We start from the raw sequence: 14022 nt of genomic DNA on the forward strand, positions 1-14022 counted from the left end.
CTGCTAAGCAAGATGCTCAACGGCAAAACCATGCTAATAACGATCTACGTTAATCCCGGCGAGGGACTTCGCCACATATTCACTCTCCATGGCTTTAAAGACGGCTATAATGCGCTGCGCGAGTGAAGGGAAGGCATGTGCGGACGCTTCACGCAACATCTCTCTTGGGAAGAGAGCGAAGGGCCGAGGATTGCGGCTCGACGTTTGGGTATCAATGGTGATGCGCCGCGAGTTCGCGCGGTGACGCTCGGCGAGGGCTACCCCTATGGCTTGTGGGGGTGGTGATTTAGATCGGAGTTGTCCTTTTTCCGATCAGGGTCCTCGTGCTAACAGATCGGCGCCGGCGACTCCGATCCGACGCTGATTGAGCCGAGACGCCCGCTCCCTTCACGCCGCCGCTGCGAATCCGCAGCAGCGGCGAGTCCTTCGCGGTCGAAGACGCGAACGGCGTCGCGCTCGCCTATATCTACTTCGAGGAGGAATCCGAGCCGGCGCGGACTCGTCAATCGGCTCATTGGCGGCGAGGCCAAGGCCGTCGCGCAGACAATCGCGAGAGCGTTAACGGCGGCGCTAGGCCTACATGAGAGTGTCGGCGACCTATTCTGACGGAACGTCTAATTTGGCGGGAAGGTGCGCCCGGATCACAGCCACGATCTGCTCAATCGCCGCCTCTGCGTCGTCTCCGCGCCGCTCCGATGCAGCAAACTCTGCCGTCTTAGCGGCAAGCTGCGACCGCAGGATCTCAAGCTCTTTGTCCGCCTGTTCGGCGACGGCCAACATTTGCTCGATTTGAGCCTCGGCCAAGCGCAGCATCGTCTCGGCGCGTTCTGCGCGCAGCTCTGCGCGGGCCAGCTCTTCCTTCACCGCATCGGCGACTTCATGAGCGCGCATTAGCGCTTGAGCTGCCTGCTCATCGAATGCTTTGATCGCCGCCGCTGTTTCCGACACAAGATTCAGCGCGGCCGTGACATCGTAGCTCTCACGGGTAGGCTGACGCCCCAAAACCTCGTTGCCGCCCATAATTTCGTCCGAGACTTGGTTCAAATCGGGCGCATTCATTGACGCCTCCGGCCATCATCCATTTGGGTTTGTCGGGTATCGTGACACTACGCAGGGATTTCGCCCATAGGGCGTCGACTGAAAACGCACCAAATACACAGGGCTTATGTCAGCAATCGCGTGACTGCTTGGCGAAAATGCTGTAGCGACCATTTTATCCACGCAAACACCGGGGTGCACAATGGCAAGAAAAACGACTGCGAAGAAGACTGTGCGCAAAGGAGCCACGAAGAAAGCGGCTCGCAAAGGCCCGGCGAAGAAAGTCGCTCGGAAAGTCACTGCGAAAGCTGCTGTCAAAAAAGCCACGCGCAAAGCGCCGGCAAAGAAGCGGACCCGGAACCGCCTCGCAACAGCGACCGCCGCCCATCAGGTGGCCGAAAAGAAGCTCACTGTCGCGAAAAGGGCTTATGATCGCGCTGTCATCGCCGAGGGGCGCGCCGCCGAGAAGCTCAAGAAAGTGAACGAGAAGATTGCGCAAAAGGCCGCAAAGCAGCAGCCTTCAACGGCGTCTGGTAATTCTGAGACGTAAGGACTGTAGTTCCACGGCCAAAGCGACAATTGCCAAAGTGATTGCAGAGTCCGCCGCGAGGTGGGCTCTTTTCCGAAGCACAAGAGTAGGGCAGACGAAAGAAGTTGGTGGGCAGAGAGCCGCTTGTGGCGACATCGTTGCTCTTTCGCGCGGCGGCACTGGCGATCCAGATCGACGGCATTCACATGGACGAGGACATGATCCTCGTCGCGGCGAACGGCGTCGACGCGAACGGCGACAAACACCCGCTCGGCCTCGTCGAGGGCGCGACGGAAAACGCGACGACCGTGCAGGCGCTCATCGACAATCTCGTAGAGCATGGGCTCGATCCCAGCGCGTCGCGCCTCTTCATCATCGACGGCTCGAAAGCACTGTCCAAGGCGATCCGGCGGACCTTCGGACGCGATGCGGCGATCCAGCGTTGCCAGGTTCACAAGGCGCGCAACATTCTGGAGCGCTTGCCAAAATCCATGCGCGCCTCGGCGAAGCGCGTCTTGCGGCAAGCCTGGGAAATGGACGACGCCGACAAAGCCGAAAAGCTCATTCGCAATCTCGCTCGCCGTCCTCGAACGCGACTGGAAGGGCGTTTCAGCTTCGATTCTGGAAGGCCTCGACGACATGCTTTGTTCCTTGGTCATGTCGGTGTCTCCTGGAGCCGCCGTGGCGGGGGCTGCGCTACCCCGACCAGCTCCGCCCCGGCCACGGCTCCCATGCGGGGCTGAAAACACCGTCTGTCAGATTAAGTTTAAACTTTTACAGGTTAGGTACGCACCACTACTGGCGTTTGATCAGTAGCGCCGCTATCGAATCGACAAAATGGGTGGCGTTCGCAATCGCGTCCGTCGCGTCTGCGATCGTGACATCTGCGCCGGGGCCGACGCCGTAGTCGCTGATTTCCTTATAGAGATAGGCCTTCGCCAGAAACTTTGGGAAAGACTTGTCAATCTCCGGCGTCTCTTTCGCCAGGCGGGTGAATTCCGCCCTCACGCCCGAATGGGTCTTGGCGATCTTGCCGGTGCTTTCGACGATGAAGGCCTCGGCGGCATGGAAAGCAGCGTAGTAGGCGGCGCGCGCCGCGACCCTTGCAAGTCCTATCGCTCCGATCTTCTTGGCATCGTCCAGATCGTTGCGGGCCTTGTCGAGATAGTCGGCGGCTTCAGGCTTCACAGGTCGAGACCTTCGCGGCGCAGTTCGCCCATCAGCCCCGTGGATTCTCGATAGGCCCCAGCCCTGAACGGCAAGGCGTTGATGACGGCTCCGGTGTCGTAAAGAATATCGGTTTCGATTTCAGCGATGCGATCCGCTTCCTGCCCGAAGCTTTCGAACTCGTTGAGGAACACGGCAACGTCGTAATCGGAATCCGGGCGTGCATCACCACGCGCACGCGAGCCGAACAGCACGACACGTTCGAGACGTGGGCCGTAAACTTCGTCGAGAGCCGCGCGAAAACGGCTCATGATTGGATCAATCGCTTTTGCCATGTGTGATCTCTTTCTCGATTCGGTCCGCCATCTCGCTTCTGATAGCGCCACGAACAACGAGAGTGTCGCCCCGCCTCGACGCTATGCTGGCTCGGCTCCAGATTCTTTTCCATTTCCGCGCGAGCCACAAGCTCCGAAAACAGCACGGCGTTTGTGATGACCACCGTCGCAACGAACAATGCCTCCAAGACGCAAATTGTCTGACTAATCCTTCGGTCGTTCCGAATGTGGTCAAACTGACCCCTCCTGATCGACAGGTACGACCTCCACAGATCGCGGATCATCAAAAAGGAAGGGCTCCATTCGCATTAGCTGTGTATACGGGCCTGACGGCATTAGGCCCTTCGGGTTTTCCTTGCCGGTCTTCGGACGACGGATCTCTTGCGCGGCGCGCGCGCCTTTTTGACGGCGGCTTTGCCGAGAGACCGTTTCCGTCCCAGGCGGCCGGGAGCCTTGGGCGCCGTTGCCTGCTTCGCCCGGTTTTTTTTCGTCGCTGACCTCGGCGCGGATTTTTTTGCCGGCGTCGCGTGGCAGCCACTTTGTTCGCCTTCTCTTTTCCATGCTTGGCCGCCGCGGGTTTCGGCTGGGCGGCGTCCTCAGCCCGCCCGGGCTATGCCGCCGCCCTGAGCTTCTCGATTTTCGCGACGAGGCGCTCATTCTCCATCCTGAGCCGGGCGATCTGATCGCGCGCGGCGGCCTTTTCCGCCTCCCATAGCGCCGCCGCCTCGGCGAGATCGGCAAGAATCTTAGCGCGTTCTGAACGGACCCCGCGCCGCATCTTGCGCGCGGCGGCGCGTTCCGCTTCGACGGCGCTCGTCCGCGCCAACGTAGCCTTCTTGTCGTCGCGCAGCGCGTCCATCTCCCTCGAAAGCGCCTCAAGCTGAGTTCTGCACTCGGCAAGTTCGCGTTCGGCTCTCTCGCCCGCTGATCACGCCTGCGCAAGATCGGCGGCGAGCGCTTCCCTTTCCGCCAGAAAAGCGCCGAGCTCTTCGTTTGATTGCGAGGCGTCGTCGCCAGCCTCAAAGCGCGTCGCGTCCGCGCTCTTTTCGGTGTCCTGTTCCATCTCCTTCAGCTCCGCGTCATACGATTTTCACCAGGTTCCTCGAAACGGCGGCAGAAGCTCGATGAACGTGATTCGAGGAATACGTTTTGCGCGCGCGATCAGCGCGCCAGCGCAGCGAATATCGCGAAAGAGGATGCAAAGTTAGGTTAAGACAGGCGCAACTGCAAACGCCAATTTGCGTCGAATCCGAAATGCCGCAACGACACCATTTTCGGTTATGTGGGTCGCCACGGCGCGAGGAATCAGAAAGGTATTGACGAAGGGGAGCCGCTAACGCCCATGCGATTTACGACAATATCGATTCTCGGGCTGGCCGCTCTTTGGGCGTTCGGCGCGGCCGGACCTGGCCACGCATTCGCCGGCGAGATCGCGGGCCGCGCGTCGGTAATCGACGCCGACACCATCGAGATCCACGGGCGTCGCATCCGCTTGCATGGCGTCGACGCCCCGGAGCGCGGTCAACCGTGCTTTATGCCCAACGGCGCGCCCTGGCGCTGCGGCCAAGAGGGAGCGCTCGCGTTATCGGATTTTTTGGGGGCAACTGTCGTTAGCTGTGTCGGCGTTGACACCGACCGCTATGGGCGGATGGTCGCCGACTGCACCGCGAACGATAGGGACATCTCCGCATGGTTGGTCAGCGAGGGGTGGGCCATGGCGTATCGGCGCTATTCCACCGCTCATGTCGAGGCGGAGGAAGCGGCACGCAACGCCAGGCGAGGCATTTGGGCGGGAACGGTCCAGCCGCCGTGGGAATGGCGACTGCAGCGGACGCACTGAGCCGGAGTGCGATGACCACGCACGGACAGACCGATTCCCACGCCCCTCTTGCCGTAGAGGCGACGAATAGTAATAGCCTCGCCCGGTCAGCGGTCACTCTCTGATGACGCCAGTCCGGCTACAGCCAGGAGAGGTGAGGCCGCCGCCGACGCCTCGACGACGCGATAGTCGACGCCACATCGTCGGATCGCGCTTCGTCGGCGCCTGAGCCCTTTCCGCACGAACGCCCGCGCCTCCTCTTCTGACGCGAATTCGCGCGCAATGGCGCGACCCCTGCAGCCGATGCGGCCGAACGACACCCGCGCGATCCAGTTTCCGAACAGATCGCGCCCGGCTTCGACGCGCCAGGACCGATGACGATCGGCGTCTCGATTATGGCCATGCAGCACGATCGCAATTTCATCCACAGCCGCCATCCCGTGTCTCTCCGCGTCGGCCGCTTTCGCATTCGCGCACGAGTGAAGCACGAATGAGAAAAGAGGACAAAGGAAGATGGGGATATGGCTACCGCTAGCGCCGCACGCGCCGCAAGGGGTTGTCGCGGGCTCCCGGGCTCGCCGCGAGCGGCGATCCCGCCCTTGCAGCGCGCCCGTCTCGCGGTCGGCCAACGGCGTTTTGGCAAAGGAAACGGAGGAAGAAGCCTCCAGCCTGCCGGCGAACCGTGAAGGGGAGGGCCTGTGACCATGAGATATGACCCCGAAATCGAGCGGCTGCGCGCCGAGACGAATTGCGCCGCGCTTCTCGAGCGCTCGGCGCCGCCCTGGCGGCTCGACCGCAAGGAAAGCACCAAAAACTGCCTCAAATACCGGCGCGGGCAGGGAGAAATCCTGATCGTCAATCACGAGGGCCAAGGCTGGTGGGATCCGCAGAGCGACGCGAAGGGTGACGTCTTCGCGCTGGTGCAGCACCTCGAACCTGGTCTGAATTTCGGCGAGGTCCGCAAGGTCTTGCGCCGCTTTGTCGGGCTTGTCCCGACCTTCCCGGTCTCGCCTTTCGACGAAAGACGTTCTCGCGGCAAATCATCTCCCGATCGCCCGCTCCCCGAGCGCTGGGCGCGTCGTCCCCGGCTTACGGTCGGTTCGCCGGTCTGGCGCTATCTCATCGACCAGCGTCAATTGCCGGCGAGCGTCCTGGAGAAGGCCCGAGCCGCCGATGTGGTGCGGGAAGGGCCCTATGGAAGCGCCTGGTTCGCCCACCACGACGAGCGCAGGGTCACGCATATCGAGATCCGCGGCCTCGATTTTAAAGGATCGGTCAAGGGCGGCGACAAGACCCTGTTCCGACTTCCCGGCGGCGCGGACTCTTTGAGGCGCGTCGTTCTCGCCGAGGCGCCGATCGACGCGCTCAGCCTCGCCGCGCTCGAAAGCATCCAAACCGACACGCTCTATGCGGCGACCGGCGGCGGTATGGGGCCGAGAACGATCGACGCGATCGAAACGATCGTCGCCCGCCTGGCGCAAATCCCGGGCGCGATCTTCTGCGGCGCGACGGACGCCAACGCCGCCGGCGACCGCTACGCCGAGAAACACCGAGAGTTGGCCGCCGCCGCCGGCGTCGCCTTCGAGCGGCTGAGGCCGTCCGTCGAGGACGGCGACTGGAACGACGTCCTCAAAATTCAACAAGCCCAATGAAGGAAGACTGCGATGAAACTTCCCGACTTTCATGAATTCGAGCCGCTCCAGCTCAAAGACCAGATGGGGACCACCCGTGACCAATATGGTCCTGTCCCTCGAAGCAACCGCAAGCCACGCGCCTTTATCCTCCTCAAATCGGGCCGGCGGCTCGACTTGCTCGATCCGGACCCCGACGCCTGGGCCGACGAGGATCTGGCGATCGGCTTGTCGCGCACCTACCGCTGGGGCGGCTATTCAAAATGGGAGCTGCCGCTCAGCGTCGCCCAGCATAGCCTCGCCGTGCTGGCCTTGCGCGAATTGCAAGGACCGCTGACCCCACGCGAATCTCTACGCGAACTGCTTCACGATTCGACGGAAGGGCTGGTAGGTGGCTTCGACCCGATCGCGCCCTTGAAGCCGCATCTTGGGACAAGCTTCGAGCAATTGGATCGGCGCCTGCAACAGGCGGTTGACGCTCGCTACCGCCTGCCGCCCTGGACCGACGAGAGTTACGCGCTCCACAAGCGCGCCGACAAGCAGGCGGCCGCCAATGAAGCCTATCATGTCGTCGGATGGAGCCGACAGGATATGCGCGAGAGCCTCGAGATGACGCTCGAGCCCCTCGACGCTGATCCGTTACCTTTGTCGCCGGGCCTGAGACCGTGGCAGCCGTGGTCCGCCGCGCGGGCGACGGCGCAGTTCCTGCGCCGGCTCGAGGAACTGCTCGAAGCGGCGCGCCGCGAGGAAACGCTCGCCGAGCTTGTCCAGGCCTTTTCCCGTCTGCCCGAACCGACGCGCCGCCGTTGTCGCCACTGGCCAACCGGCGACCGGCGCGCCGACACGCTCGTCCATGTCGAAGCCGGCGACGGCTCGCAATGGCTGGAAGGCGTCGTCGTCGACGGCGAGCGCGACGAGGCCGGCGCCTTTTTCCTCGACGATCATTTCACAGTCTTCACCACCATCGACAAACCCGGCGGAGAACTGATCCGCTGCAACGGAGCCAACTGTCATGTCGGGATACTCTGAAATCGATCCCCTCGCCGGGCGGGAAGATTGGGAACGTTTCGAACCATGCTTCGATGAGCCGCCGGAGCAGAGCCCTCCCGCCGATTCATTCGAAACAATCGCGGCGACGCTTACCCCCGCGCAAGCGCAAGCCGCGGCGCATTCCGGCCCGATCCTCGTTCTCGCCGGCGCGGGAACCGGCAAGACGTCAACCCTGACGGCGGCGGTCGTGCATCGTATCGCCGTCGAGCGGATCCCGGCCTCGCGCATTCTCGCCGTCACCTTCACCAACAAGGCCGCCGCCGAAATGGCCTCGCGTATCCGCGCGGCGCTCGGCGGCGTCGGCGCGCCCTCCTGGCTCGGCACCTATCACGGCCTCGCCGCCCGGCAGCTTCGCGACGCCCCGGAAATCGCCGAATTGCGGCCCGACTTCGACATCATCGACGCTGACGACAGCCGGCGCTTCGTCAAGCGCGTAATGAAGGCGCAAGGACTCACTGAAGGCGAAGAGAACGAAGCCGCTGCACGCGATCCATTGAAGATCATGTGCAACCGCATTTCCAAATTCAAAGACAATCTCATCACGCCGAAAGGCGCCGCCGCCTGGGTTGAAGCCAAGATCGCCAAGAGCAATCATTCCCGCGAACCGATCGACGTTCATGGTCTGCGCGCCGCGGCGCGCGTCTACGCCGATTATCAGCGCGCCTTGCGAGAGGCGAACGCCGCGGATTTCGGCGACCTGCTGCTGTGGGTCACATTGGCCATGCAGCGCGATGAATCCTATCGCGCGCGTTGGGCGGCGCGTTTCGACTGGCTGGCCGCCGACGAGTATCAGGACGTCAATTTTGCGCAATATTACTGGTTGAAGGCGCTCGCCGCCAATCATGGCCGCGTCTTTTGCGTCGGTGACGATGACCAGGCCATATACGGTTGGCGCGGCTCAGATATAGCTTACATTCGGCGCTTCACTCAGGATTTTCCGAAGGCCGTCCAGGTCCGCCTCGAAGAGAATTTCCGTTCGACCGGCCACATCCTCGCCGCCGCCAATGCGGTGATCGCCCGTGACCCCAAGCGCCTCGGCAAGACGCTGTTCACCCGGAAAGAGCAGGGCGATCGCGTCGAAATCGTCGCCTACCGCGACGCGCAAGCCGAAGCCGCCGGCGTCGTCGAGGAAATCCTCGCGCGCCATACGCAAGGAGCCGGCTGGCAGGAAATGGCGATCCTCTATCGCAACTCCTTCATCTCGCGCGGTTTCGAAGAAGCGCTGATGCGCGCCCGCATTCCCCATGTTCTGGTTGGCGACGTCGGCTTCTACCATCGCGCCGAGATCAAAGACGCTCTCGCCTTCCTCCGCCTGGCCGCGACGCCGGACGACCGCCAATCGGACGAGGCCTTCCGCCGCGTCATCAACGAGCCGCGCCGCGGCTTCGGCGCCAAGGCCATGGAGGCGGTGGAGAGGGAAGCCTCGTTCCGTAACGTGTCGCTGCTGCGCGCCCTCGACACGGCGGCGTTGCCACCCAAATGCCGCGCAGCGGGCCTGCAGTTCGCGGAGCACATCCGCCGCATCGGCGCCGATCAGTCGCATACGCTCGCCGACATTATCTCGTTGTTGCTCGACGCGACCGGTTATCGCGCCATGCTGCGCGAGAGCAAAGCGGAAACCACCGAAGATCGGCTCGAAAACCTGCAGGAGCTCATCGAACTCGCCGGCGGCTTTCACACCGGGCGCGAATTGCTTGATCACGCGGCGCTCGCCACCAACCGTCCCGGTGAAGACGAAACGGCCAGAGTGCGCCTGATGACCCTGCATAAGGCCAAGGGCCTGGAGTTCCCGCAGGTGTTTCTGCCGGCCTGGGAGACGGGAATCCTACCGTCGGATTACAGCGACCGTGAAGAAGAACGGCGGCTCGCTTATGTCGCGCTGACGCGCGGCATGCGCCGGGTCAGCATCTCCTATTGCGGCTTTCGCCGCGGCTTCGCCACGGCGTCTCCCTTCATCGACGACATTCCCGAGCCGCATTGCGTCAAAGGCAGGCGGCGCGACCAGGACCGGCGACGACCGGCCGCTCGCCCGCCCGCCGATTGGCGCAATCTGCCGAACCATCTGCGCCGCCCATAGCGACAAGCGAAAAGAACGAACGGCCAATGGGAAAAGACGAAAGACAATTGCCGCATGCGCGGCCGTCGCCACAAGGGTGCGTCGCATGGCTCCCGGGCCAAGGCCCGCCCTTGCCCCGCCGGGCGCGAAGCGGCCCGCGAGAGGCGTAATAAGCGAATAGAGAGAGACAGGAGAAGATCATGAACACGATGTATGTCGTCCCGCCGATGGCGGCGGGGGCGCAACTACCAGCGATCTCGCAACAGATCTGGGACGCCAAATATCGACTGAAATCTCCCGGCGGCGACGCGATCGACCTGACGATCGAGGACAGTTGGCGGCGCGTCGCGCGAACGCTGGCCAGCGTCGAAGACGACCCCGCCGCCTGGGAACAGTCCTTCTATTCGGCGCTCGAGGGTTTCAAGTTTCTGCCCGGCGGCCGCATCCTCGCCGGCGCCGGTTCCGATCGAAGCGTCACTCTGTTCAACTGCTTCGTCATGGGCGAGATCGAAGACGACCTCGGCAGCATCTTCGCTCATCTGCGCGAGGCGGCGCTCACCATGCAGCAGGGCGGCGGTATCGGCTACGATTTCTCGTCGCTGCGCCCCAAGGGCGCCCCGGTCAAGCGCGTCGGCGCCGACGCCTCCGGCCCTGTCTCCTTCATGGATGTCTGGGACTCCATGTGCGGCACAATCGCGTCTGCCGGCGCGCGGCGCGGCGCCATGATGGCGACCCTGCGCTGCGATCATCCCGATATCGAAGCCTTCATCGCCGCGAAGGCCGACAAGACTCGCCTGCGAAATTTCAATCTCTCGGTCCTCGTCACCGACGCTTTCATGGCGGCGATCGACGCCGACGCCGACTGGCCCCTCGTCTTCGCCGGCGAGACCTGGCGCACCGTCAAGGCCCGCGCCTTGTGGGATCAGATCATGCAGGCGACCTATGATTACGCCGAGCCCGGCGTCATCTTCATCGACCGCATCAACGCCCGCAACAATCTCGCCTATTGCGAAAACATCAGCGCCACCAACCCCTGCGGCGAACAACCATTGCCGCCCTATGGCGCCTGTCTGCTCGGCTCCATCAATCTCGCCAAGCTGGTGCTCGATCCCTTCACGCCGCGCGCCCGCATTGACGAAGAAGCGCTCAGCGCGCTCACCGAAATCGCCGTGCGCATGCTCGACAATACGATCGAGATTTCAAGATTCGCGCTCGTCGAACAGCGCGCCGAAGCGACCGCCAAGCGCCGCATTGGTCTCGGCGTCACCGGCCTCGCCGACGCGATCGCCATGTGCGGACTGACCTACGGCTCGCTCGAGGCGGCCGAACGCGCCGCCTATTGGACGTCTCTCGTCAATCACGACGCGTATCTGGCATCGGCCCGGCTCGCGCGAGAAAAAGGCCCGTTTCCGCTGTTCGACCGCGACGCCTATCTCGCCGGCGAGACGATTGGGAAATTGCCTGATGGCGTCAAGGCCAAGATCCACGAACATGGCGTCCGCAACGCGCTGCTCACCTCGATTGCGCCGACCGGAACGATCTCGATGCTGGCTGAATATGTGTCGTCGGGAATCGAACCAATCTTCGACTTTTCCTATATGCGCAAAATTCGCGAGCCTGACGGTTCGACGCGAATGGAAGTGGTGGAGGATTACGCCGTCCGGCTTTATCGTCAGCAGTTTGGCGACCAAACGCCGCTGCCCGAGTATTTCGTGACGGCGCAAACGCTGACGCCCGCCGATCACATTCGCATGCAGGCCGCGGTGCAAGATCATATCGACAGTTCGATCTCCAAGACCGTCAACTGCCCAGCCGACATTTCCTTCGAAGCGTTCAAGACGATCTACTTCGACGCCTATCGCTCGGGCTGCAAGGGCTGCACGACCTATCGCCCGAACGACATCACCGGCTCGATCCTCGAAACCTCTCCATCGCCGCCCGCGCCGCCCGCGCCGGTCACGGCCACGGCGCATCCGGAAATCGCCCCGCGCCAGGAGAAACTCACCGGCGCCACATACAAGCTGCGCTGGCCGGAGAGCGAACACGCGCTCTATGTGACCATCAACGACATCGAACAGGAAGGCGTCCGCCGACCCTTTGAAATCTTCATCAACTCCAAGGACATGCAGCACTACGCCTGGGTCGTCGCGCTGACGCGGATGATCAGCGCGGTGTTCCGCCGCAGCGGCGACGTCGCCTTCGTCGCGGAGGAACTGAAAGCCGTCTTCGACCCGCGCGGCGGCCATTGGAGCGAGGGCCGCTATGTCCCCTCGCTCATCGCGGCGATCGGCTCCATCATCGAACGGCACATGATCGAAACCGGCTTCCTGCCGCCCGCCGAGACGCACGCGGAGCCGGTCGTATATGATCGCGCGCGCGCGCCGGGGCTCGGCGCGCTCTGCCCGAAATGCAGTCAGCCCGGCGTCGTCAAGCAGGACGGCTGCCTGACCTGCCGACATTGCGGCTGGTCGAAATGTTCATGATCATCTTCGCCCACCGAATTTCAATGACCACTCTCTGACGGATCCCGAACGGGAGATTGCCGATGCAAATCATTCCCGCCGACGCCAAACGCGCGCTCAACGCGCATCTCTGGACCCGACACCCAGACGATTGGTATGTCGAGGAACATTGGGTCGATCATCGCCTGTTCGAACACGAGCGGTTCGAAGGTTCCGTCTGCGATCCCGCCTGCGGTCTCGGCCGCATCGTCCAAGCCGCGCAACTCGCCGGATTCGGCCGCACCGCCTGGGGTCAGGACAAGGTCAAACGCTCGCCTTATTGCGTTCGTCTCGCCGACTTTTTGTCCGACGATTTTCAAGGACGGTGGCCCGACAACATCGTCTCCATTCCGCCGTTCAAATTGTCGCAGGAATTCGTGGCCAAAGCTCACAAAGTCGCCTCCCGCAAGGTCGCCATGCTGTTGCCACTCGGCTGGATCAGTGGCGACAAACGCTCCCGGTGGCTCGAAGACACGCGCCGGCGCCGCGTGCTGATCCTCACCCCACGTCCATCGATGCCGCCCGGTCCGGTTGTCGAGGCTGGCCTTCCCGCGCGCGGCGGCAAGACAGATTTCGCCTGGTATATCTGGGAACGCGGCTATAACGGCGAACCGGAATTCGGATGGCTGAGGCGCGACCCATGACCGCACGTCGTCCGACCAGCCGCCGGTCGCTCGCGGCGCATCGAACCACGATCGACCTCGCCCAGCAATTGCTGCGGACCGCCGGCGCCAAACGTTGCGGCGGCGTCCGTCAATCCGAATTCGACGCTCTCATGACGCAACTCGACGATCTGCGAGATCTCGTGACCTGGCTAGAGAGAAATCAAGCCGAGTTTCGCGCGTGGCGAAACGAGAAAAAACGAAAAGGAGAGAACTGAACAACGCCGCCTGCCGCTGGCGCACCCGCCGCCGCAAGGGTCAAGTCGCTTCGCTCCCGCGCGTTCCGCGCGCCTTGCCCCGCCGGACGCGAAGGGGCGGTTCGTTCTCGTTTCGACCAACATCTAGGAGCGAGGACGTCATGAAGCATACCCTCACACCCGAAAGCAGCCGGCATAGCGGGACTATGCCCCCCGATGAGATGGACCGCGATCTCGCAGAGATGCGCTCTCATCTTGCTGGCGTCTCGCTCGACGTCGAACGCTGTCGACACGACTCGATCACCCCCACGGCTCTCTGGGTGTTCGACAAGAATGGACGCCAGATAGCCTCCGTCTCACGCCTGGAGACCTTGAGCAAATACGCGTGGGAAGCCTCGAAGACGCGGGATGCGATGCCGATCACCCGCTTGTCCTTCGAAACCCTGTCCGCGGCCGCCGCCTACGTCCTGCGGTGTTGCTGACGAGATCTTCTCGGCCCGACTTCGTCCCGATAGCCGATCGCCGCGCCGCAAACCCGCGCCGATCGCATCAATTTTCCCAACCGCAGGAGATCGCAATGGATATTGCCGACGCGTTCCCAACTCTCCTCGATATAGCAAAGCAGAACATCATCGACCAGCACGATTCTCCGATCGATCGACTGCAAACTCAGACCAACGCGCGGCCTCTTGCCCGCGTCACGAAACGCCCGGTCCATTCGCTGGGCGATTTGCTTTCGGGCACCTCGAAAAATTCCCTCTTCCAACCGTTACGCAAATCAGATTCAAACCTCGCAGGCTCTGAACGTGGGGGTTTGGCGTGGGACAGCTTGGTTTCTTCGATTTGACTCGCCGCTATGAAGAGCTCGACGCCAAGAACGATCCACTGGTTCCCATCGCGACGTTGGTTCCATGGGAGTCGTTCCGGCCGAAGCTGAAGGCGGCGTTGATCAAAGGCGAGCTCCGCAAGCACGACGCGGAACGCAGGAGTTCGGCGGGGCGCAAGCCATGGGATGAAGTGGTGATCTTTAAAGCGCT

The 14022-nt window shown here is 62.7% G+C and carries 15 protein-coding genes and 2 pseudogenes; 11 read left to right on the forward strand and 6 right to left on the reverse strand.

What is annotated here, in order from left to right; translation table 11 throughout:
• Positions 1–597: 597 nt before the first annotated feature.
• Positions 598–1059 carry an ABC transporter permease gene (locus QZ964_RS21260; RefSeq protein ID WP_292534353.1) on the reverse strand — a complete coding sequence of 154 codons (462 nt, stop codon included), beginning with the start codon at positions 1057–1059 and terminating at the stop codon, positions 598–600.
• 687 nt (positions 1060–1746) lie between these two features.
• Here QZ964_RS21260 and QZ964_RS21265 point away from each other — a divergent pair.
• Positions 1747–2212: pseudogene (locus tag QZ964_RS21265) on the forward strand (transposase); the annotation flags it as partial.
• 150 nt (positions 2213–2362) lie between these two features.
• Here the strand turns inward: QZ964_RS21265 and QZ964_RS21270 are convergent.
• The 4 genes from QZ964_RS21270 to QZ964_RS21285 form a co-directional block, all read right to left on the reverse strand.
• A complete protein-coding gene (locus QZ964_RS21270) occupies positions 2363–2755 on the reverse strand; it encodes a HEPN domain-containing protein (protein ID WP_292534356.1) in 393 nt (130 codons plus the stop codon).
• The gene (locus QZ964_RS21275) at positions 2752–3069 is read right to left on the reverse strand and encodes a nucleotidyltransferase domain-containing protein (RefSeq protein WP_292534359.1); all 318 of its coding nucleotides are present in this window, start codon (positions 3067–3069) and stop codon (positions 2752–2754) included. Before QZ964_RS21275 ends, QZ964_RS21270 begins: the two co-directional genes overlap by 4 nt.
• Before the next feature lie 610 nt (positions 3070–3679).
• Positions 3680–3928: a hypothetical protein gene (locus tag QZ964_RS21280; protein WP_292534361.1), complete on the reverse strand. Its 249-nt coding sequence runs from the start codon at positions 3926–3928 to the stop codon at positions 3680–3682.
• 69 nt (positions 3929–3997) lie between these two features.
• The gene (locus QZ964_RS21285) at positions 3998–4132 is read right to left on the reverse strand and encodes a hypothetical protein (RefSeq protein ID WP_292534364.1); all 135 of its coding nucleotides are present in this window, start codon (positions 4130–4132) and stop codon (positions 3998–4000) included.
• Between the two features lie 279 nt (positions 4133–4411).
• On the opposite strand from QZ964_RS21285, the gene QZ964_RS21290 reads away from it, so the two are divergent.
• On the forward strand, positions 4412–4909 hold the full coding sequence (locus QZ964_RS21290) for a thermonuclease family protein (RefSeq protein ID WP_292534366.1): 498 nt from the start codon (positions 4412–4414) through the stop codon (positions 4907–4909).
• An 86-nt stretch (positions 4910–4995) separates the two neighbouring features.
• On the opposite strand, the gene QZ964_RS21295 is transcribed toward QZ964_RS21290, so the two are convergent.
• Positions 4996–5325, reverse strand: coding sequence for a WGR domain-containing protein (locus QZ964_RS21295; protein ID WP_292534368.1), 330 nt, complete (start codon positions 5323–5325; stop codon positions 4996–4998).
• Positions 5326–5592: 267 nt separating this feature from the next.
• On the opposite strand from QZ964_RS21295, the gene QZ964_RS21300 reads away from it, so the two are divergent.
• The 9 genes and pseudogenes from QZ964_RS21300 to QZ964_RS21340 all read left to right on the forward strand — a co-directional run.
• Positions 5593–6540, forward strand: coding sequence for a DUF3991 and TOPRIM domain-containing protein (locus QZ964_RS21300; protein WP_292534388.1), 948 nt, complete (start codon positions 5593–5595; stop codon positions 6538–6540).
• A gap of 12 nt (positions 6541–6552) precedes the next feature.
• Positions 6553–7548: a hypothetical protein gene (locus QZ964_RS21305; RefSeq protein ID WP_292534371.1), complete on the forward strand. Its 996-nt coding sequence runs from the start codon at positions 6553–6555 to the stop codon at positions 7546–7548.
• Positions 7532–9646 carry an ATP-dependent helicase gene (locus QZ964_RS21310; RefSeq protein WP_292534374.1) on the forward strand — a complete coding sequence of 705 codons (2115 nt, stop codon included), beginning with the start codon at positions 7532–7534 and terminating at the stop codon, positions 9644–9646. The genes QZ964_RS21305 and QZ964_RS21310 overlap by 17 nt, the downstream gene beginning before the upstream one ends.
• Positions 9647–9825: 179 nt before the next feature.
• Positions 9826–12108 carry an adenosylcobalamin-dependent ribonucleoside-diphosphate reductase gene (locus QZ964_RS21315; protein WP_292534376.1) on the forward strand — a complete coding sequence of 761 codons (2283 nt, stop codon included), beginning with the start codon at positions 9826–9828 and terminating at the stop codon, positions 12106–12108.
• A 62-nt stretch (positions 12109–12170) separates the two neighbouring features.
• Complete coding sequence (locus tag QZ964_RS21320) at positions 12171–12770, forward strand: hypothetical protein (protein WP_292534378.1); 600 nt, start codon at positions 12171–12173, stop codon at positions 12768–12770.
• A complete protein-coding gene (locus QZ964_RS21325) occupies positions 12767–13006 on the forward strand; it encodes a hypothetical protein (RefSeq protein WP_292534380.1) in 240 nt (79 codons plus the stop codon). The genes QZ964_RS21320 and QZ964_RS21325 overlap by 4 nt, the downstream gene beginning before the upstream one ends.
• A 140-nt stretch (positions 13007–13146) precedes the next feature.
• Positions 13147–13467 carry a hypothetical protein gene (locus QZ964_RS21330; RefSeq protein ID WP_292534383.1) on the forward strand — a complete coding sequence of 107 codons (321 nt, stop codon included), beginning with the start codon at positions 13147–13149 and terminating at the stop codon, positions 13465–13467.
• 95 nt (positions 13468–13562) lie between these two features.
• Positions 13563–13832 carry a hypothetical protein gene (locus QZ964_RS21335; protein WP_292534385.1) on the forward strand — a complete coding sequence of 90 codons (270 nt, stop codon included), beginning with the start codon at positions 13563–13565 and terminating at the stop codon, positions 13830–13832.
• Positions 13805–14022, forward strand: a pseudogene (locus tag QZ964_RS21340) (IS5/IS1182 family transposase); the annotation flags it as partial. The gene QZ964_RS21335 and the pseudogene QZ964_RS21340, both read left to right, overlap by 28 nt.

Source organism: Methylocystis sp., from assembly GCF_021731785.1.
Classification (GTDB): domain Bacteria; phylum Pseudomonadota; class Alphaproteobacteria; order Rhizobiales; family Beijerinckiaceae; genus Methylocystis.